The 17,769-nt window shown below is 68.7% G+C and carries 18 protein-coding genes and 4 pseudogenes; 12 read left to right on the top strand and 10 right to left on the bottom strand.

All coding sequences use genetic code 11. The annotated features are described in order from the left end of the window. Positions 1 to 2 precede the first annotated feature (2 nt). Entirely contained in the window at positions 3 to 410 is a 408-nt protein-coding gene (locus AC3IYJ_RS38730) for a 6-pyruvoyl trahydropterin synthase family protein (RefSeq protein ID WP_489399184.1), read from the bottom strand. Between the two features lie 87 nt (positions 411 to 497). Here AC3IYJ_RS38730 and AC3IYJ_RS38725 point away from each other — a divergent pair. Next, positions 498 to 1,474, top strand: a pseudogene (locus AC3IYJ_RS38725) (IS5 family transposase). 8 nt (positions 1,475 to 1,482) lie between these two features. Here AC3IYJ_RS38725 and AC3IYJ_RS38720 read toward each other — a convergent pair. From AC3IYJ_RS38720 to AC3IYJ_RS38710, 3 genes are read right to left on the bottom strand one after another with little or no spacing between them, the layout of a single operon-like run. Then, the gene (locus AC3IYJ_RS38720) at positions 1,483 to 1,644 is read right to left on the bottom strand and encodes a hypothetical protein (protein ID WP_489399183.1); all 162 of its coding nucleotides are present in this window, start codon (positions 1,642 to 1,644) and stop codon (positions 1,483 to 1,485) included. Then, the gene (locus AC3IYJ_RS38715) at positions 1,641 to 1,931 is read right to left on the bottom strand and encodes a helix-turn-helix domain-containing protein (RefSeq protein ID WP_489399182.1); all 291 of its coding nucleotides are present in this window, start codon (positions 1,929 to 1,931) and stop codon (positions 1,641 to 1,643) included. Before AC3IYJ_RS38715 ends, AC3IYJ_RS38720 begins: the two co-directional genes overlap by 4 nt. Then, positions 1,922 to 2,539 (bottom strand): hypothetical protein, encoded by a 618-nt coding sequence (locus tag AC3IYJ_RS38710; RefSeq protein ID WP_489399181.1) that lies wholly within the window; start codon positions 2,537 to 2,539, stop codon positions 1,922 to 1,924. Before AC3IYJ_RS38710 ends, AC3IYJ_RS38715 begins: the two co-directional genes overlap by 10 nt. 64 nt (positions 2,540 to 2,603) lie before the next feature. Here AC3IYJ_RS38710 and AC3IYJ_RS38705 point away from each other — a divergent pair. Both AC3IYJ_RS38705 and AC3IYJ_RS38700 read left to right on the top strand, forming a co-directional pair. After that, positions 2,604 to 2,990: pseudogene (locus tag AC3IYJ_RS38705) on the top strand (Scr1 family TA system antitoxin-like transcriptional regulator); the annotation flags it as partial. Further along, positions 2,987 to 3,196 (top strand): DUF397 domain-containing protein, encoded by a 210-nt coding sequence (locus AC3IYJ_RS38700; protein WP_489399180.1) that lies wholly within the window; start codon positions 2,987 to 2,989, stop codon positions 3,194 to 3,196. The pseudogene AC3IYJ_RS38705 and the gene AC3IYJ_RS38700, both read left to right, overlap by 4 nt. A 167-nt stretch (positions 3,197 to 3,363) precedes the next feature. On the opposite strand, the gene AC3IYJ_RS38695 is transcribed toward AC3IYJ_RS38700, so the two are convergent. The 4 genes from AC3IYJ_RS38695 to AC3IYJ_RS38680 form a co-directional block, all read right to left on the bottom strand. Then, positions 3,364 to 3,747 carry a toxin Doc gene (locus tag AC3IYJ_RS38695; protein WP_489399179.1) on the bottom strand — a complete coding sequence of 128 codons (384 nt, stop codon included), beginning with the start codon at positions 3,745 to 3,747 and terminating at the stop codon, positions 3,364 to 3,366. Between the two features lie 4 nt (positions 3,748 to 3,751). Next, positions 3,752 to 4,003, bottom strand: coding sequence for an antitoxin MazE7 (locus AC3IYJ_RS38690; protein WP_489399178.1), 252 nt, complete (start codon positions 4,001 to 4,003; stop codon positions 3,752 to 3,754). Positions 4,004 to 4,073: 70 nt separating this feature from the next. Continuing rightward, positions 4,074 to 4,295: a hypothetical protein gene (locus tag AC3IYJ_RS38685; RefSeq protein ID WP_489399177.1), complete on the bottom strand. Its 222-nt coding sequence runs from the start codon at positions 4,293 to 4,295 to the stop codon at positions 4,074 to 4,076. Then, positions 4,292 to 5,092, bottom strand: coding sequence for an NUDIX hydrolase (locus AC3IYJ_RS38680; RefSeq protein ID WP_489399176.1), 801 nt, complete (start codon positions 5,090 to 5,092; stop codon positions 4,292 to 4,294). Before AC3IYJ_RS38680 ends, AC3IYJ_RS38685 begins: the two co-directional genes overlap by 4 nt. A gap of 573 nt (positions 5,093 to 5,665) precedes the next feature. Between AC3IYJ_RS38680 and istA the strand changes: the two are divergent. Both istA and istB read left to right on the top strand, forming a co-directional pair. Continuing rightward, positions 5,666 to 7,261, top strand: a pseudogene (gene istA / locus AC3IYJ_RS38675) (IS21 family transposase). Further along, positions 7,261 to 8,031 carry an IS21-like element helper ATPase IstB gene (istB, locus tag AC3IYJ_RS38670; RefSeq protein ID WP_489399175.1) on the top strand — a complete coding sequence of 257 codons (771 nt, stop codon included), beginning with the start codon at positions 7,261 to 7,263 and terminating at the stop codon, positions 8,029 to 8,031. The pseudogene istA and the gene istB overlap by 1 nt, the downstream one beginning before the upstream one ends. 89 nt (positions 8,032 to 8,120) lie before the next feature. Here istB and AC3IYJ_RS38665 read toward each other — a convergent pair whose 3' ends face one another. After that, positions 8,121 to 8,663, bottom strand: a complete 543-nt coding sequence (locus AC3IYJ_RS38665) for a DUF6882 domain-containing protein (RefSeq protein ID WP_489399174.1) — start codon at positions 8,661 to 8,663, stop codon at positions 8,121 to 8,123. Positions 8,664 to 9,056: 393 nt separating this feature from the next. Between AC3IYJ_RS38665 and AC3IYJ_RS38660 the strand changes: the two genes are divergently transcribed. The 6 genes and pseudogenes from AC3IYJ_RS38660 to AC3IYJ_RS38635 all read left to right on the top strand — a co-directional run. Then, positions 9,057 to 10,115 (top strand): hypothetical protein, encoded by a 1,059-nt coding sequence (locus tag AC3IYJ_RS38660; RefSeq protein ID WP_489399173.1) that lies wholly within the window; start codon positions 9,057 to 9,059, stop codon positions 10,113 to 10,115. Further along, positions 10,112 to 10,435 (top strand): hypothetical protein, encoded by a 324-nt coding sequence (locus tag AC3IYJ_RS38655; RefSeq protein WP_489399172.1) that lies wholly within the window; start codon positions 10,112 to 10,114, stop codon positions 10,433 to 10,435. Before AC3IYJ_RS38660 ends, AC3IYJ_RS38655 begins: the two co-directional genes overlap by 4 nt. Before the next feature lie 59 nt (positions 10,436 to 10,494). Then, the gene (locus AC3IYJ_RS38650) at positions 10,495 to 10,938 is read left to right on the top strand and encodes a hypothetical protein (RefSeq protein WP_489399171.1); all 444 of its coding nucleotides are present in this window, start codon (positions 10,495 to 10,497) and stop codon (positions 10,936 to 10,938) included. A 164-nt stretch (positions 10,939 to 11,102) separates the two neighbouring features. Further along, complete coding sequence (locus AC3IYJ_RS38645) at positions 11,103 to 14,015, top strand: ATP-binding protein (RefSeq protein WP_489399170.1); 2,913 nt, start codon at positions 11,103 to 11,105, stop codon at positions 14,013 to 14,015. Between the two features lie 4 nt (positions 14,016 to 14,019). Next, positions 14,020 to 14,892, top strand: a complete 873-nt coding sequence (locus AC3IYJ_RS38640) for a hypothetical protein (protein WP_489399169.1) — start codon at positions 14,020 to 14,022, stop codon at positions 14,890 to 14,892. Further along, positions 14,843 to 15,846, top strand: a pseudogene (locus AC3IYJ_RS38635) (IS30 family transposase); the annotation flags it as partial. The gene AC3IYJ_RS38640 and the pseudogene AC3IYJ_RS38635, both read left to right, overlap by 50 nt. A gap of 70 nt (positions 15,847 to 15,916) precedes the next feature. Here AC3IYJ_RS38635 and AC3IYJ_RS38630 read toward each other — a convergent pair. Next, complete coding sequence (locus AC3IYJ_RS38630; RefSeq protein ID WP_489399168.1) at positions 15,917 to 16,453, bottom strand: flavoprotein; 537 nt, start codon at positions 16,451 to 16,453, stop codon at positions 15,917 to 15,919. Between the two features lie 115 nt (positions 16,454 to 16,568). On the opposite strand from AC3IYJ_RS38630, the gene AC3IYJ_RS38625 reads away from it, so the two are divergent. After that, complete coding sequence (locus AC3IYJ_RS38625) at positions 16,569 to 17,744, top strand: helix-turn-helix domain-containing protein (RefSeq protein ID WP_489399167.1); 1,176 nt, start codon at positions 16,569 to 16,571, stop codon at positions 17,742 to 17,744. Positions 17,745 to 17,769: the final 25 nt, after the last annotated feature.

Genomic DNA, 17,769 nt, shown 5'->3' with positions numbered 1-17,769 from the left:
CCTCACATCGACCGCGCCCAGCTTCGCGGTGTCTCGCTCACCTGTACGGCGACGAGACGGCCGGGGATTCCCGGTTCGACGTTCTGGATGAACCAGGCGGCCAGGTACTGCGCGAGGAGCTCCGAGGTGGGCTCGAACGGCAAGATCTCGTCGAGGTTGTGGTGATCCAGCTCGGCGTCGAGAAACCTCTTGAACGGCGCGAGGTCCCCGAAATCGGTGACGAAACCGGGAGCTCCCAGGGCCGGAGCGCTCAGGATGACCTCGACCTGGTAGCTGTGCCCGTGCTGCTGAGAACACTTGTGCTCGGGCGGGAGACTCGGGAGCCGGTGGCCGGCCTCGAAGTCGAACCTCTTGCCGATGGTGAAGGTGCCGCCCGGGAGCGGCAGGGGATTAATCGAAGTGCTGTTCACGGAACTCCCCCTAGGGCCTGTGTGATGTCGTGATCAACTGCTGGGTTCTGGCCTGCTTGAGGGGTGGAATCAGGTAGGACTGGGGTTGTGACGCGTAGGCAACTCACCCATGCCCAGTGGAAGTTCATCGAGCCGTATCTGCCGATCGGTAGGTACGGGCCGTATCCGGAGCGGTTGCGGGAACAGTTCGAGGGTGTGATCTGGCGGTTCCGTTCCAGTGGGCAGTGGCGGGAGATGCCCGCCGAGTTCGGCCCCTGGGCCACTGTCTACGGACGCTTCCGCGTGTGGCGGGACGCCGGGGTGTTCACGGCCCTGCTGGAAGGCCTGATCTCCGAGGGTGCCCGGGTGGGCAGGACGGACTTGTCGCTGGTCAGCGTGGACTCCACCACGGTCCGCGCCCACCACGACGCCGCAGGGCTCCGCGTCAGCAAGCACCTTATGAAGGCCCTGGAAGACGCCGTGCAGGAGCAGGAGACAGCCCGGCAAAAGGGGGCAGCACGGAGGAACAGAACGGACAGGACGAACGCCGACGGATCCGGCGCAGACACAGGCTCCGACTGAAGGAAGCCCTGCTCGGCAGGTCCCGCGGCGGCCTCACCAGCAAGATTCACCTCGCCGCGGACCGCAGGTGCCGTCCGCTCGCGCTGGTCCTGACCGCCGGGCAGGCCGGGGACAGCCCGCAGTTCATCCCCGTACTCGCGAAGGTCAGAGTCCGCCTGCCGGTCGGCCGCCCCCGCACGACACCTGGTGCGGTCGCCGCGGACAAGGCGTACTCGTCCCGTGGCAATCGCGCCTACCTGCGCAAACGCGGAATCAAGGCCGTCATCCCGGAGAAACGAGACCAGGCCGCCAACCGCAAGAAGAAGGGCTGCCGGGGCGGCCGGCCCGTCGTCCACGATGCCGACCTCTACAAGGAACGGAACACCGTCGAACGCCTGATCAACAAGCTGAAAGCCTGGCGAGGGATCGCCACCCGCTACGACAAATCCCCAGACAGCTACCTCGCCGGCCTCCACCTCCGCGCCGCCATCTGGATCGACGACCTCCTCAAAGCCGCCAACTGATCACGACATCACACAGGCCCTAGCACGGCGTCGTCCACGTCCCGGTCCACCTCGTAGTGGTCCTTGCCGCGGGCCCACACGTCATGGACCCGCGTCGCCTGCGCGGTGCGGAAGTGGTTGTCCCCCGGAGCAGCGATACCGGCGGCGAGGCCCTCTTCGATCAGGCTCACCGGGCCTCCCCATCGCACGCGGCCCTCGCGCCCGGGCCGCCGACTGCCGAATCCGGGAGGGTATTCCGCGGGTGGCCACCCCTGGGGCGCACGGGCACGCCGGAGCGGGTGACGGTCTTGTGGATGGCACCGTAGGAGCATGTGGTGGCTGCGGCGATCACCCGGATCGGCTTCTTGCCCTCGTCGTACTCAGCGATGACCAAGGCCACGAACGCCTCGCGCTTCTTACCGGTGAGGTTTCGAAGGTTCACCGCTTTGAGAAACTCCGGGCCAGATGTCACGGCCATCGGGCTTCCTCCTTCCAAGGGGTGGGGCATCGGCGGCTGGCGATGTAGGCACGGGCGCGGTCGTCTTCGAGGGCCTGGAGCAGGGCCATTGGCGCGGCCCGCTCCTTGGCTGGCGGGATACCGGAGCGCAGCAGTGGGGCGGGGCGCCGGGCAAGGTCGCTGGTGGTGGCCAGCCACGCGAAGGCCGGTGTGCCAGTCACGGGCCCGATGAGGGGCTGATGACGCGCCGGACGGGAAGGCAGCCGGATGACGGACGGGGGCCGGCGGGGCGGCAGCGCGAGGACGCCGCGCATCGCCAGGAGCCGCAAAGCCCGGCGTACGTCGTGTTCATGGACTCCGTACACGGCGACCAGACGGCGGGCGGCGGCCAGCTCGGTGCCGGCCGGTGACTGCGAGGACTCGAGCTCCAAGATGAGGCGGATCAGCACCGCGCGGCCACCCGGCGTGGGCTTGTAGACCCGAGCCCGCCAGTCCTGCTGGGGCCGCACGATGTGGATTCCGTTCCGCCCGTGCGCGAGGACCGCGCACGCGGCCAGCTCGGCGAGCGCGACTTCAGCAGCCTCGTACGGGATCCGGAGCGTCGCGGCGAGTTCCACCGCAGCAGGCATCCTCTGTCCGGCCTGGTGGTGCCCGTAGGCGCACGACCGCGCCTTTGCGTTCGTAGAGAGTGCCGTCGAGGTCCGGATGAAGCGCAAGAAGCGGATCATGGACGAGTCGGCGCTCACGAACATGGTCGGCAGTCCGGAGATCATGCTGGAGCAGTACGACGAGATCGAGCGCTTGTGCTCGCTCCCGAACGTGACCGTGCGGATCATCCCCTCGTCCGCCCCCGCCTACCGTGTCTTCGGGGAGTTTCACGTCCTCGACTTCGACCGAAAGGAACTGCCGAATCCGGTCGTCGTCGCGCCCAGCCCGGTGGATCAAGGCATGAAGTGCCTATCGAAGACGCGACCAGTCAAGCAGTCCGTCCGCCGCTTCGACATCCTCGCCCAGGGAGCTCTGCCCGCCCACGAGACCCCCGCATTTCTCCATCGAGTAGCACGAGAGGTAACAGCATGAACAGCACGAACGGCCGACCGTACGGCCAGTGGTTCAAGTCCTCCTACAGCGGTGACGCCAGCGGCAACTGCGTCGAGGCCTGCTTTCAGCCTGGCGCCGTTCACGTCCGGGACTCCAAGTTGGCTGAAGAGGCCGGTGCCCCGGTGCTTGGCTTCAGCGCATCAGCTTGGTCGGCATTCGCTGGCCATTCCACCGGCGGCCGCTGAGCGCCTTGCGGGTGTCCTCCTCGTCCACACCGAGGAGGACACCCGCACCGTCCAGCTTGCCGTACGGCACTGACAGGCGTCACCTGCCCTGACCGGCTTGGCGGCTGAAAGATCGCTACGGCCCTCATCTCCTCAATTCGGGAGGTGAGGGCCGTAGCCGTACACCGCTACGTTGGGCGGAGTTGCAGGGGTCGCAGCCGCTCGGCGATGGCGTACGAGTCCAAGCGCAGTCCGCGGATGTCGGTGATCAGGTCTCGCCACGGCTCGTACGAGGTGTCGACGAGTTTCCCGGATGCTTCCAGGTAGGCGATGGCAATGCCGTAGCCGTACGCCTCGTTGCGGGCTGGGAGGGGGCGCAGGAGTACGCACTCCTCCAGGAACACCGCGGCGCGCCAGAAGGCGTCCGGGTCGGCCTGGTCGAGGCGTGGGGTGTTGACCCGGTGCCGGGCGGCCATGCCGACGAGCACGGAGAGGTCGTTGACGGTGAGGTCGGAGCGGAGGATCTCCTCCTGGCGGTCCAGGAGCCATCGGTAGTCGACGAGCAGTTCCACGGAGTCAGGCCGCCCGCGGCGTGTGGTGGGCGGTGGCCGGCGGCAGCCCGCCGAAGTCGGCGTCGAACCGGTCCAGGAGACCGGGTGCCTCGATCACCCGACGGAAGGCGGCAGTGGCCGTGTCGAGCTGCTGCTCGTGCTCCTTCTCCCCGGCGACCTTTGCGAGGTAGTCCTTCATGGACATGCCCGCCCCGTCGGCCAAGGCCTTGAGGCGGTCCCGGGTCGTGTCATCGACTTTCACGCTGGTATCTGCCATGGAATCGAGTATGCCGCTCGGCATACCGAGCTGGCTACCCATCTCGGGAGACAGCATCTGACCTGCACATTTATGGCTTCGGTCGGCCTCTACTGCGGAGCTCCACCGAGACCCGGCCGCGACGACTGCGACGCTGGAGGCGGAGGAAGAGGCCGACCGGTCCGGAGCGCTGTCGGTCTCGTTCGTCCAGCAGCTCTTCGTGGCTCAGTCGTACCGTACCGGTGCGGTGCAGCAGGACGCGTAGATCATCCTCTTGCTGCTGCTCATCGGCCTGGGTGGCGTCGTCGCTCACCGGTACTCCTCGCACATGACGTTCCCGCCTCCGGCGGCTCGCGGAGTCGGCGGACACAGGTCCGGCCCCGAGCACCGCGGGCCTCGTGGTCTCTCACAACACGGGGACGGTAGCCAGTCGGCCAACCTGGCAATCACGAACACCGCGAACCAGTCACCCGGCGCCGTCTCGTATCGGCCGGCGGTGTAGCGCCGGACGATCGGCTCCAAGTAGTCCGCGTGCGCCCCCGCCAGAGCAGCCAACTCCCCCGGTGAGCGCATGAACGCGATGTCATCGAGTTCGGGATCACGCCCCTGCGCCCGCTCAGCAGCCACCGCCGCATCGAAAGCCCCGCGCACCGCGGCTTCGGAGAGAAGCGGTGCCAGATAGGTCAGGCCGACGCTGCCGTTCTCCCCGCGGGTAACGACCCACAACCTCAACTCCTCTGCAGCCGGGTCGATTCCCAACTCCTCGGCCAGCTCGCGCACGGCCTGCCCAGCCAGGCCCGACTCGTCGAGCACCCCGCCGTCGTGGGGCGGCTCCACAGAACCGCCCGGCAGCTGCCAACGGCCGGGCGCAGCCGTGGAGCGGGACATCCTGGCCACCAGCACCCGCCCGTCCTCGACCGGCTGGAGGACGTTCACAAACAGCGAGGGCAGTGCCGCAGCACCGGGAACCCCGCGAAGGGCGTAATGCCGGTACGTGACCCGCACCCAGGACAAACGCAACACGCGCGGGCCTGCCTGTTCCAGTCCGGCACAGGCCACCACAGGCCCGTCGAAGAGAGCGGGATTGGCCTGGACCGCCTTGTCCCACACACGGTCTCTGGCCGCTTCATCCGAGGACGACAGCGAAGGCTCCTCCGCTTCCGTGAGCTGGAGCCGTTCAACCTGGAAAGGTCAAACCCCAAGGAGGGCAGCATCTCGGTCACCGACCCATCGTAGAGCGAGCGCCGGATCCTCTGGGTGGAGGTCAGGGGCTGGCCCGGGCGACGGCGGCATGGAATCAACGGGACCGCTGGGAGGATGTCCTGGGCGTGGAGGAGCCCACCCCGTACACCCAGGAATCATCGGCCGGCGGACTGCATGGCGAAGTGACGGGCGATGAAGACCTGTACATGCGGGGAATCTCGGGTGTCCTGGACGCCCTACTCTGCAACGCTGTAGGAGAACTTTCCGCTCTTGGGCGGCTCTGTTATGAGCGTTCACGTTTTTTCCCATCTCGGGTGGTTTGAGCGTCATGTAATTCCTCATCCCAACTTCTCCTAATTGGCCATGGGTACGACGGAGTTCGGGATCGAGGGACCTGGTCATCGCGGAGGCGCGTGGGCGGCCCTGGGCCGTGGTTCGGAAGGCCGATGGTCAGCCCGGATGGCAAGGAGAACGTTCGTCGTGGTCGACATCACCGAGATCTACGTCCACTGGTACGCGGGCCGCTCGAAGAGCGAGCTGGCCGCGTCGTTGGGGGTGGACCGCAAAACGATCAGGAAGTACCTGTAGCCGGCGGAGGCGTCCGGGATCACGCCGGGCGGGCCGCCGATGCGTGAGGCCGACTGGGCCAAGCTGATCAAGAGCTGGTTCCCCGAACTCGCTGACCGGCGGCTGCGGCAGATCACCTGGCCGGAGATCGACCAGCACCGCGACTACATCAAGAACCTGCTGGGGACGGTGACCGTCTCGACGATCCACCAGCGGCTGCGGGACGAGCACAAGCTGGATGTGTCGATCTCCTCGTTCCGCCGCTGGGTGCATGCCACGCTCCCGGACGAGACGGCAAGGTCGCAGGTCACGGTCTTGCGCGATGACGTCGAGCCGGGTTCGGAGGCTCAGATCGACTACGGCCACCTGGGCCAGTGGACCAATCCGAAGACCGGTAAGCGGCACCGGATCTGGGCGTTTGTGATGGTGCTGCCGTGCTCGCGTCACATGTTCGTCCGCCCGGTCCTCTACCTGCACCAGCACGCCTGGACCGAGGCCCACGTTGCCGCCTTCCGCTACTTCGGGGGCGTCCCGCGCCGGCTGGTGCCGGACAACCTGAGGACCGGGGTCGACAAGCCTGATCTCTACGATCCGAAGATCAACAAGGCGTATGCCGAGCTCGCCACCCACTACGGCGCCTTGGTGGATCCGGCCCGTGCTGCCCGGCCCAAGGACAAGCCTCGGGTCGAGCGGCCGATGCCCTATATCCGGGACTCGTTTTGGCGGGGCCGGGAGTTCACCTCGATCGAGCACATGCAGGCCGAGGCTGTGACCTGGAGTGAGAAGGTGGCGGGCCGACGGCAGTGCCGGCCGCTGCAGGGAGCCGCCCCGATGACGGTGTTCGAGGCGATCGAAGCCGAGACCTTGCTGCCGCTGCCGCCCACTCCGTTCGTGCTGGCCCGTTGGTCGACGGCGGCGGTCGGGCCGGACATCCACGTCAAGGTCGGACGCACCCTCTACTCGGTTCCCTGGAAACTGATCGGCCGCCGGGCCGATGTCCGCTCGACCGCCACGATGGTGCAGGTCTTTCTCGACGGCGACCTGGTCAAGACCCACGTGGCACTTGAGCAGGGAAAGCGAACCGACAGGACCGACTACCCGCCGGAGAAGATCGCCTTCCAGATGCGCACGCCGATCTGGTGCCGGACCCAGGCATCCGAGGTCGGTGACGCCTGCCGCACCGTCGTCGACCAGCTGCTGGAGGTCAACGCGCTCTACCGGCTCCGCGCCGCCCAGGGAATCCTCGGCCTGAAGAAGAAGTACGGCGACGCGAGACTGGAAGCCGCCTGCGCGAGGGCCATCTCGGTCGGAGATCCGTCCTACCGAACCATCAAGGGCATCCTGATCGCCGGGACCGAGACCGATCCGGAGCCCGAATCCAGCGGGGACGCGGGAGCCGCGGCCTTCCTCCACGGGCCGAAGCGGCTGTTCGCCTCCGTCGCCCCGTCCGAGACGGCGGATGAGCTCCACGACGACCAGGTCCACGGCGAAGTTGAGGGAAGCATCTGATGAGCGTGATGGATTCTGCCCTGCGTGAGTCGCTGAAGTCGCTGCGGCTCTCGGGGATGCTGGAAACCCTCGATGCCCGCCTGGCCCAGGCTCATGGCGGCGAGCTTGGGCACCTGGATTTCCTTCAGGTCCTCTGCCAGGACGAGATCACCCGCCGCGAGACCGTCGCCTTCCAACGGCGTTTGGCGCGGGCGAAGTTCGAGCAGCAGGTCACCCTGGAGGAGTTCGACTTCACCGCCTCCTCGAAGCTTCCGGCCGCCCAGATCCGGGATCTCGGGGCCCTGCGCTGGCTCCATTCGGGCGAGTCGGTCATCCTCTTCGGCCCGGTCGGGGTCGGAAAGACACACGTGGCCCAGGCCCTCGGGCACCTCGCGGTTCGTCAGGGCGCCCACGTCCGGTTCGCCAAGACCAGCCGGATTCTCGCGGATCTCGCCGGCGGCCATGCAGACCGCACCTGGGACAAGCGGATCCGTGAACTGGTACGGCCCGACGTGCTCATCCTCGACGACTTCGCCATGCGCCAGCTCGGAGCGTCCCAGGCCGATGACCTCTACGAGCTGGTCAGCGAACGGCAGGGCCGGTCCCTGATCATCACCAGTAACCGGGCTCCCAACGACTGGTATCCCCTCTTCCCCAACCCTGTCGTCGCCGAGTCGCTCCTGGACCGGCTGATCAACACCAGCCACCAGGTCATCATGAACGGCCCCAGCTACCGCCCGAACAAGCGGCCCAGGAACCCCACTGACAAGAACGGAAAGACGACCTCATAGGGAGATCTACCCACCGCATCACCGGGATCGGTGCCTGCCCTGCTGAGGGCCAGGCACCGATCCGTCATGGCATCGCGGCGCAGGTTCCGCTAGTCGATGTTGATGTTGAAGGTGGACGTGCTGCCATCCGCAGCGGTCAGGGTGACCGGCCCGAACGTGATGATCGCGACGGAGTTGCCTCCTGGGCCCCGATAGAAGCCGGTTGCTCTGGTGATCCGGACAGCCAGAGCCGCGAGGGTTGCCGCGGACTGCTCGTCGGCGTCGACCTTCGGTTGGGTCAGAGCGTGATGGCCATGTGCTTCTGCCCAGTCCCGAACGCTTCGGGCGTCTCGGCTCATCTCAGGGAGGATGCTCTCGTTCGCCCAGGCCCACAGCCACGAGCCCGACGAAGGGCTGAAGCTGGCCAGGATCTGCGCGGGCGCCGTCGCGGTCTTCTCGGGGAAGGTCCACGTGATGAGGCCCGTCCTCTGATCCAGGCCCCAGCGGTCTGCCGAGCCCTGCCCCCAGGACACGTGCGCCCGAGCCAGCTGGTCGATCGCTTCTTCGCCCTGCAGCAGCAGCGTGCTCAGGTCAGCCGGCTCCACTCCCTGAGCAGGGCTCTCCGACTTGCTGGCCCGCTTGAACAATCCCATGCCGCGAAGTCTGCCAGAGGCAGCTGCCCGGCCAACGACCCCCTCATGCCCAGACCCCCACGCCGACCAGGTGGGGAATTACGTGAACTTACCCCTGAGGAATAACGCGAACGTTCACATCTGTCCCTCATGTCACTCACTGCTGACATGGGCACCCTGCTAAAGCTGGTGAGGTGGTGTGCAACCTCACCGATGACGTCACCAGATGCATGGTGAGTAGCAGGTGTCTAGGGCTGTGACCTGGGGTGGGGAGGTTGTGGTGAGTCACCGGTAACTCACCGTTTCGGTCGTGTCTCACCTGTGATGCCGGAGGTGGGGCCGTGGGAAGCGAACCGGTGAGGACGCCGCCGTTCCGTGGGGCAGAGCAAGGCCCCTCCCACGGAAGGCATCACCATGAGTCTTATTCCCCCACGCCGTGACCGCACGGCGCGGCGTACGGCCGCATCGCCGGTTGCGTCGCTGCGCCGCTCCCGTCCCGAGACCGTCCCCGCCGGACGGCCGGTCTCCCGCAGGCCCCGGTTCGTTCGGATCGGGATCTGGACCGCGCTCGCGGCCGGCCCCCTCGCCCTGGCCATGTCCCTGACCGCGCCCAAGGTGACGGTGGCCCAGGCCGCACCCGCACAGCGCTCCTCGGAGACCGTCCGTCCTCCGATCGAACCGGGCGGCATGGCGGAGATGTTCGTGGAGCTGTGGCTGCGGGCCGACGCCGCCAGCCCCGACAGCGGCATCGCGGCAGCCGTACGGGCGCTGGCCCCTCAGGCGGAACTGCCGAAGCGCCCCCGCACCAACGGGTCCGTGCCCGGGAGCGCTCAGGCGATCACCGTGCGCACGGCGTTCACGCCTGAGGGAGGGTGGACGGCCGTGGTCGCCGTGGTCGGCGGACGCGACCAAGCCGATGCGCCCACGGCCGGGACCCCCGCGGCCACCGCCCTAGTGCGGTACTTCGCCGTCTCCGGAACTGGCGGGAAGAGCGGCCCGGTCAACATCAGCGGTACGCCGGCCGAGGTCGCCGCTCCCGACGCGACCGCGGGCCCCGAGTCTGCCTTCAGCCACCCCGTCGCGAGCACGGGAGCGTTGGCGCTGTCGCTGGGTGAGTTCGTCCGTGCCTATCTCGGTGGGCAGGGGGCGGGTCTGGAGCGGTATCTGTCGCCGGGGCTGCGGGTCTCCGCGCCCAAGGTTGCTCCGTACGTCCGGGTGGACGTCGAGGATGTTGCCGCGGACATCGAGGTCGCGGCGGGTGCAGCGGTGCCTGCGGACGGGGCCAAGGCCCGTGTCCGCCTCCGGGCGATCGGTGAGGACCGGGCCGGGGTGCGGTGGCCGCTTGCCTACCGGCTGGAGGTGACCGCCCGAGCCGGGCGCTGGGAAGTCAGCGCGCTGGAGGCCGGAATCACCGCACCACCCGCAGGCTCGGTCGCTCCCTCCCCTGCGGCTGTCGCGGGCGGTGCCCGATGAGCCCGACCAACACCGTGATGCTGGCGGGCCAGCTCGATGCGCTGGGTAACTCCCTGCTCGGGACGCTGTCCAGCTGGGGCGACAAGGGCTTGAAGGTCGCATTGACGGTGGTGGTCCTCGCCGCGATCGTCCGCAACTTCTCCCTGAAGGCTGGGATCGGTGCACTGATCGCGATGATCATCGCGCTGGGTCTCTACAACTCCCGCGAGGCCATCGCGGGCATGTTCTCCGACGAGATCAACCACCCCGCCAAAGGCGCCGGGTCCGTGTCCCTCGTGGTTACTCCTGCCTCGGTGGGCGACCGCGGAGGGGTGCTGTGAGCACGGCGGCGCGGCCGCGCGTGGCTCGGGTGTACACGAGTGCGCGTCGGCATCCCTGGGTGCTGGGCAGGCTGGGCGACTGGATGATCTGGTTTGGCCCGTACACGCCCGCGCAGCTGGTCGTCCTGGGCGGTGGCGCGTTCGCGCTCATCAGGACGTACGGGCTGTGGTCGTGGGCGGGTCCGGTACCGGTCGTGCTGTGGCTGGCTTCGGTGTGGGCGGTGCGCGGGGCGCAGATCGCCGGGCAGAACCCGTTCACCGCGCTGCTCGGTGTGTCGACGCTGCTGCTGCGGCATCCGGCCGGTCGGATCGGCGGCCGCGTTGCCCGTGAGCGCCGGCCCTCCTGTTTTCGGGGCCGGTTTCTCATCGAGCCCGCGCCCGAACCGGTGTCTGCTCGGGGGTCCGTTGTGGTGGAGGCCGTCTCCGCTGGGCGGCGTGCGGCTGCCGGTTCAGGTCTGTCCCGGCTTCTCGGAGATGCGGCCTGTGCGGGGAGGGCGGCGTGATGCGGAACCCCTTGCGTCATGTCGCAGGGCATCTTCTGTGGTCGGCGTCGTCCCGGGCATGGGCGGTGTGGCGGGTGACCCCGTTGCCGGGGGGCTATCTGCCCGCCGAGGTTCGCCAGGAGCTATTGGGCCGCATCACCTCATTGGTGCGTTCGGTGCCCGGCATGGATCCTCGCCTGCTCGTCCTCGCCTCGTCCACCGACCCCGGCGAGATCGCCGAGCGGATGACGACGGGGGTGGACTGGCAGCGCCTTCCGGCCTGGGCGGAGACGTGCGCGGCGACCGTCGATCTGCTGTCCGGGCAGGAGATGCACGAGCGGACCCTGTGGCTCACCGTCCCCCTCCCCGGCAAGGGCGGAGCAGCGGCGGCTTCTCTCACCGGTCTGTATGCGGAGCTGTCGGCGGCGCTGGATCTCGCGCCGGTGCCGGTGTCGGAGGCCGAGGTGTCGGCCGCGTTCACGGAAGCCGACCGGATCCAGAGTTCGCTCGGGGGCGGGCTGGGCCTGCGGCCGGCCTCTCCGGCGGAAATCGTGTGGATGCTCCAGCACGCCGTCCACCGGGGCCTTGCCCAGGAGCCGCTGCTTTCCGACGCCGAGCACAGTCCGCTCTACGGCAGCCAGGTCCGCGCGGGACGGCTGCAGTCCCCGTCGTACGCCGATCTGGGGCAGATCCGTCTGGCCGAGGGCGGCCAGGAGACCTTCAAGGAACACAAGCCCTCTGGTAGGCCGTGGTGGCGCTTGGCCGGAGCGTCTTCGCCGGTGGGCCGACGGTGGCTGCAGGTCGAATCCGAGGCCGGGACCGGCTACCAGGCACACCTGGTCCTCGCGGAGCTCCCGCCCGCGGTATCGGTTCAAAACGCTGATGTGCTGGCCCAGTTGGAGGGACTGCCGTTTCCGGTGGACGTGGTGGTGGATCTGCAGGTGGTGTCGGCGAAGAAGGCCCGCGCCCAGGTCCAGCGCAAGAAGCGCGAGCTCCTGGACCAGGCCGGGCAGTACGGGGCGCAGCCGACGGGGATGCCGCACTCGCTGCCGGAGGCGGCGGGTGATCTCGCCGAGCAGGACGCGCGGATGGCGCGGACCTCGGTGGAGGTGGAGGTGCAGTCGGTGACGGTCCTGAGCGTGTGGGGGCCGGACGCGGCGACGTGTGATGCACGGGCTCGGGAGCTGTCGGCTGCCCTGGCGGGCGGCGACTACCGGGTGGAGCGTCCGTATGGGATGCAGGAGGAGCTGTTCGCCCTGGGTGTGCCGGGTGCGGTGCGGGCGCAGAAGCTCTCGCAGTTCACGCAGCACCAGCTCTCGGAGGACTGGGCGGCGTGCGGTGCGTTCACGCTGTCGCGGGTGGGAGATCCGGCCGGGATGATGGTCGGCCACGACCTGGACAGCGGCACGATCCGCCCCGTCCTGCTCAATCCGGCCGATGCCCCACAGGTCAACGCGTCCGCGTCCAGCGCCGTCGTCGGTGATCTGGGAAGCGGCAAGAGCGTTCTGGAGAAGCTGGTCACCGGCGCGGTGGTGGACCGGGGCGGGCGGGCGATCGTCATCGACCGGACCCCGATCCGGGAGTGGGCGAGCTTCGGGCAGGCGGCGATGGGTGGTCGCTGCCAGGTCATCGATGCCGCCCGGGCCCAGATCTCCATCGACCCGCTGCGCGTGTTCGGCGGGCCGGTCGGAGCCCACTACGCCCTGTCCTACCTGACCCTGCAGCTCGGCGTGGGAGCGATGACCGCCGGCGGCGCCGTGCTCCACCACGCCGTTGAGGAGGTCGCGGGCGGGCCGCAGCCGTCGATGGGGAAAGTCCTGGACGTGGTCGCCGCGCTCGCCGAGCGAGGCAGCGGGACCGCGCGCGCGGACGCGGCCGCCACGATGGCGGACCTGCTGCGGATCGTGCGCGGCAACCCCCTCGCCGCGATGGTGTTCGACCCGGATCTGCCGCCGCTCACGCTCGACGGGGACTTGGGTTCGGACCTGGTGGTCGTCACGACCGCCGGCCTCACGCTGCCGCCCAAGGAAGCGTTCGCGGACATCGAGGTGCTGCGCCAACAGCCGCTGGAGGCGCTGATCGGGCGAGCCATGCTGTATCTGATCGCGGCGATCGCCCGCCAGGCCGCCTTCACCCAGCCGGAGCGGTTCTGTCTCGTCGCGGTGGACGAGTGCTACTGGCTGACCTCCTCAGCGGAGGGATCCGCTCTGGTCAGCGAGATTCTCCACGACGGCCGCAAACACGGCGCCGGTTGCTTCCTGGGCGGCCACGACGAAGCCGAACTCGGCAAGGACGCCGCGCTGATCGCCTACCGGTTCCTGGCCCGCACCGCCGACCGGGCCCGCGCGGCCAAAGGCCTGCGCTTCCTGGGCCTGGACGGCGAGGACGAGGAGCTGCTCCGGCTGGTGACCACTGGCCTGTCCCCCGTCGGCCAGCCGGGCCGCGAGGGCGAGATGCTGCTGCGCGATCCGCGCATGCAGGTCGGCCGGATCAAAGTCGTCGTCCCCCCGGTGCCCCGCCTCAAGGAATCCATCTTCACCACACCCGGCCGCACCCCGCGGCCCACAGCTCTCGGGGGGAACCGATGTCGCGGACGAACGGGGTCCGGCTGCTGCTCGTCGCGGCCATGGCCCTGCCCCTGCTCACCTGCACCGTCGCCGCCTGGGCCCTGCCCCGCACCCACCCCTCCACCCCGGCAGGCACGGCCACCTCCGCAACGGCAGCCGTGGACGACCGCTGCGAGTGGATCATGGGGCCCGTGCACGACCACTGCACGCAGGCGCTCACGCAGCACGTTGATACGTCCCGCCCGGCGGAGCAGGCCGCGATCCGGTCCGGCCATCCGGACAGCCGCACCGGCCTGCTGCTGTTCTCCACCCTGGCCATCGCAGCCGCCATCGGGCTCGTGTCCACCGCTGGGCGGCGGCTGTGACCGCCCGCCTCCACGTCGACCGGGGGACGCTGCGCGCAGCCGGGTTCGTCGTCCTGCTCACCGTCGTGTTCCTGGTGACGAACACGGTGGTGGCGGCCGCTGCCGATGGAAGCGCAGCCGGTGCGGGTGGCGGTCTGCTGGGGCCCCTGGACCTCCTTACCCGTGAAGGCGTGCCGCTCAGCGGCTATCAGCTGGAGTCTGCTCCCGCCTCTCCACAGCTCACCCCGGGCGTCCCGGTCGGAGTCCAGGTCGCGTACGGCGACAAACTGGCGGACCTCGACGTGGTCGGGCACGTCCAGCAACTGGTGATGAGCGGCCTGTTCACCCTCGTGCGCCTGCTGGTCGGTCTGTCCTGCTGGCTCATCGCCTTCGTTTTCAAGTTCCCACTCCTGACCCTGCTGACCGGGCCCGCCCAGAAACTCGCCGACGCCTACCAGCAGCATGTTGTCGGTGCGCTCGGGCTCCAAGGCCTCCTGCTGGGCTGGGCGTTCGTCTTCGGGCTGATCCTGTTCGTACGCGGCAAGGCCGGCACCGGCCTCGGAGAAATCGCGATGACCCTGGTCATCGCCGCGCTCGCCGCCAGTGCTTTCATCCGCCCCGACTACCTGCTCGGCAAGGACGGCCCTCTCGCCCAGACCCACCAGGCCGCCATCGAGGTCGCCTCCATCACCGCCGGCTCCTATTTCGGCGCCACTCCACCGCGCGGCGCGCGTCCCTGCGACAACGCCGAGCAGCCCCATCAGGGCTGCGCGAGCGAGCAGGCCGACGCCAGAACGGTCACCGCCCCCATCCAGAACGCCCTGACGGACGCCCTGGTCGTCAAGCCCTACATGCTCCTGCAGTACGGCCGCGTCCTGGACCCCGAGAACCCGGACGAAGCCGCCGCGTACACGGCCCACCTGAAATGGATCAGGAGTGGCGCTCCCAGGCAGTCCCCGACGGACGTCGACCTTTCCCCCGGCCCATCGGGAGTCGCCATCGGCAGGCCCAAGCCGCTGTCTGCGGGAGTCCGAGCGCATCCAAATCGCCGACCGGTTGCGTGAAAGGGCATCGATCCGCACCATCGCGGCCGAGCTGGGCCGCAGCCCCTCGACGGTGAGCCGGGAGATACGCCGCAACGGCATGCCCGTGCGCGGGAACGCGTCCCGCTGGTCCTATCGCCCGCACGCCGCACAATCCAGGGCCGACGCCCGGCGGCCCCGCCCGAAGCCGGGAAAGATCGTTCGTAACCCCGAGCTGCGGAACTTCATCCAGCAGCATCTCGAACGACGCTGGAGCCCGGAGCAGATCTGCCGTTCTCTGCGGGCCCGCTTCCCCAACCGGCCGGAGATGCACGTGGTCCACGAGACGATCTACCAGGCCCTCTACGTTCAGGGCCGCGGAGAACTCCGCCGCGAGCTGACCCGGGCCCTGCGGACCGGACGCGCCATGCGACGGCCACACCGCCAGTCCTCCAAGCGCCAGCCACGCATGTCGAAAGGCATGGTGATGATCAGCGAGCGGCCGGCCGAGGCCGCCGACCGCGCGATTCCTGGGCACTGGGAGGGCGACCTCATTGTCGGTAAGACCAACAAGTCCGCGATCGGAACACTGGTGGAGCGCTCAAGCCGCTTCGTCACTCTCCTCCACCTGCCTGACGGCCGGCACCCCACCCTCGTCCGCGATGCGCTCATCCAGACCGTCTCCGCTCTCCCCGCCCACCTGCGGCGCTCACTCACCTGGGACCAGGGCTCCGAGATGCACCTCCACCAGGAGTTCAGCACCGCCACAGACATGCCCGTCTACTTCTGCGACCCCGGCAGCCCCTGGCAACGCGGCTCCAACGAGAACACGAACGGCCTGCTGCGGCAGTACTTCCCCAAGGGCACGGATCTCTCCGTCCATACCCGCGAACACCTCGACGCCGTCGCCGCCGAACTCAACAGCCGCCCACGCAAAACGCTCGACTGGGAAACCCCAGCGAGCGTCTCGCTAAGCTCCTGGCGACAGCCAGTTGATCACTGTGTTGCTACGACCCCTGAAATGCGCCTACGGGCGGGAGGGGGCGCTTTCGTGCGTCCAGACGCACTACTGCGCGCGGTACTCGTCGACCGCGTCCAGCGCCACCGTCCAGGGGTACGGCCGCTTTTCACCCGGGGCGTTCGGCTCGAACCCTACCGGCCCGAACAGCACCTGGACCCCAGCCTCGCGCAGGGTCTCCAGCGACCGCGGGAACTGCGGGTGCTGTGCGTACGCCGAGTTCACGCAGGGCATCGCCGTCAGCGGGATGCCCTTGCCGATGGCCTCCGCGACGAAGCCCACCAACCATGTGCCGGTGATGCCCAAGGCCCACGAGTTCAGCGTGTTCATCGTCGCCGGGGCTACGAGTACCGCGTCCGCCGGCGGCCACACGTCCGGGTGACCGGGCCGCTTGTACCGCGAGCGCACCGGGTGCCCCGTCAGGGCGGCGAGCCCGTCGAGGTTGTCCTCCAGCCATTCGGCAGCAGTCGGCGTGAGCCCCAGGCACACGTCCCAGCCTCGGTGCTGTGCCTCTTCGACCACGCTGGCGATCTCGAAGACGGGCGGGGCTGCGGAGCAGAGCAGGTAGAGAGTCCTCGTCGTCATGCTGCCCGAGCCTATGCAATCGCCCCCGATCCACGCGGAGTCGGGGGCGATCAGCAACCCGGCGCGCTGTACGCGGGTAACGTCCTTGATGACGAGTCTTGGACGGAGAACCAGTATGCCTCTACCCGACGATGACCACACCGGTTCCCGGATCCGGGAACAGCGACGCCTGAAGCGCCTGAGCCAGCGCGAGCTAGCTGACCGGATTCCGTACAGCCTCAGCCTCCTGAATCAGGTCGAATGCGGGGCCCGCCGCGCCTCTGCTGGCCTTGTGGCGGCCGTAGCGCAGACCCTCGGGGTGGACACGTCCGACCTGACAGGACCGCCCGCCGTGACATCGCTGCCGCCTGACCGCCTGGTCGCGCTGGTCGCCCCCATCCGTGAAGCCCTCGACCGCTTCGATCTCGGCCCCAACCCTGACCTCACCTCGATCCGGCCCATGCCCGTGCTAGCTGAGCAGGCGGACGCCCTGTGCCAGCAGGTCCGGGCGACCCACCTGCGTGCCGCCGCCAAGGCACTGCCATCGCTGATCGTCGAACTGACCCACACCGTATGGACTGAGCCCACAACGGAGGCCTGGCGGGCCCTGGCCTCGTCCTACCGCACGGCCCACGATGTGGCACTGAAGCTGGACCACCCGGACCTCGCGCGCGTCGCCCTGGACCGGATGGGCTGGGCCGCAGGCCGGGCATCGGACCCCTGTGTCGAGGCGGTCCAGCGGTACAAGCGGGCAACCTTGTGGCGGTGCTCGACGAGTACCCTGCTGATCACCTCTGGCCAAGGTCTACTTGCTGAGGAGACTAGCCGCGAGGCCCTCGCCGTAACCGGTCAGCTTCACCTCGGCTTGGCTACCGTGGCCGCGAAGAACGGCGACGCCACGGCGGTTGAAACCCATCTAGGCGCGGCCCGGGAACTTGCAGGACGTGTCGGCGGCGAGGCCGGAGACGTGCACTGGCTCAGTTTCGGGCGCGTCAACGTCGAGCTGCACCAGCTCGGCGCGTCCATCGCGATGCGCCGATTTGACGAGGCTCTCGGGCAGGCGCGGGCCCTGACAGTGCCGGACACGATGCTGACGTCTCGGCGGGCCCGCTACATGGTGGACCGTGCCCTAGTGGAGATGGAGGCCGGTTCCCCAAAGGCATCCCTGAAATATCTGGCGCAGGCCCGACGGGTGGCCCCAGAACAGACGAGGCACCTGGCCGGCACTCGGGCGACTATCCGCGGCCTGGTGCACATGTCCCGGCGCGCTCCCGACAGCCTCGGCGGAATGGCTCGCTGGATCGGGCTGTAGCACTCACAGGCACTCACAAATCTGT

It is taken from the genome of Streptomyces sp. GL_140 (genome assembly GCF_057834465.1).
This window is presented reverse-complemented; position numbering and strand designations above follow the sequence as displayed.

Bases quoted from the DNA above. Each gene is read 5' to 3' on its own strand.
- AC3IYJ_RS38715 (WP_489399182.1), bottom strand. From the start codon at position 1,931: ATGGCCGTGACATCTGGCCCGGAGTTTCTCAAAGCGGTGAACCTTCGA.
- AC3IYJ_RS38710 (WP_489399181.1), bottom strand. From the start codon at position 2,539: ATGCCTGCTGCGGTGGAACTCGCCGCGACGCTCCGGATCCCGTACGAG.
- AC3IYJ_RS38700 (WP_489399180.1), top strand. From the start codon at position 2,987: ATGAACAGCACGAACGGCCGACCGTACGGCCAGTGGTTCAAGTCCTCC.
- AC3IYJ_RS38690 (WP_489399178.1), bottom strand. From the start codon at position 4,003: ATGGCAGATACCAGCGTGAAAGTCGATGACACGACCCGGGACCGCCTC.
- istB (WP_489399175.1), top strand. From the start codon at position 7,261: ATGAGCGTGATGGATTCTGCCCTGCGTGAGTCGCTGAAGTCGCTGCGG.
- AC3IYJ_RS38665 (WP_489399174.1), bottom strand. From the start codon at position 8,663: ATGGGATTGTTCAAGCGGGCCAGCAAGTCGGAGAGCCCTGCTCAGGGA.
- AC3IYJ_RS38660 (WP_489399173.1), top strand. From the start codon at position 9,057: ATGAGTCTTATTCCCCCACGCCGTGACCGCACGGCGCGGCGTACGGCC.
- AC3IYJ_RS38655 (WP_489399172.1), top strand. From the start codon at position 10,112: ATGAGCCCGACCAACACCGTGATGCTGGCGGGCCAGCTCGATGCGCTG.
- AC3IYJ_RS38645 (WP_489399170.1), top strand. From the start codon at position 11,103: ATGGATCCTCGCCTGCTCGTCCTCGCCTCGTCCACCGACCCCGGCGAG.
- AC3IYJ_RS38630 (WP_489399168.1), bottom strand. From the start codon at position 16,453: ATGACGACGAGGACTCTCTACCTGCTCTGCTCCGCAGCCCCGCCCGTC.
- AC3IYJ_RS38625 (WP_489399167.1), top strand. From the start codon at position 16,569: ATGCCTCTACCCGACGATGACCACACCGGTTCCCGGATCCGGGAACAG.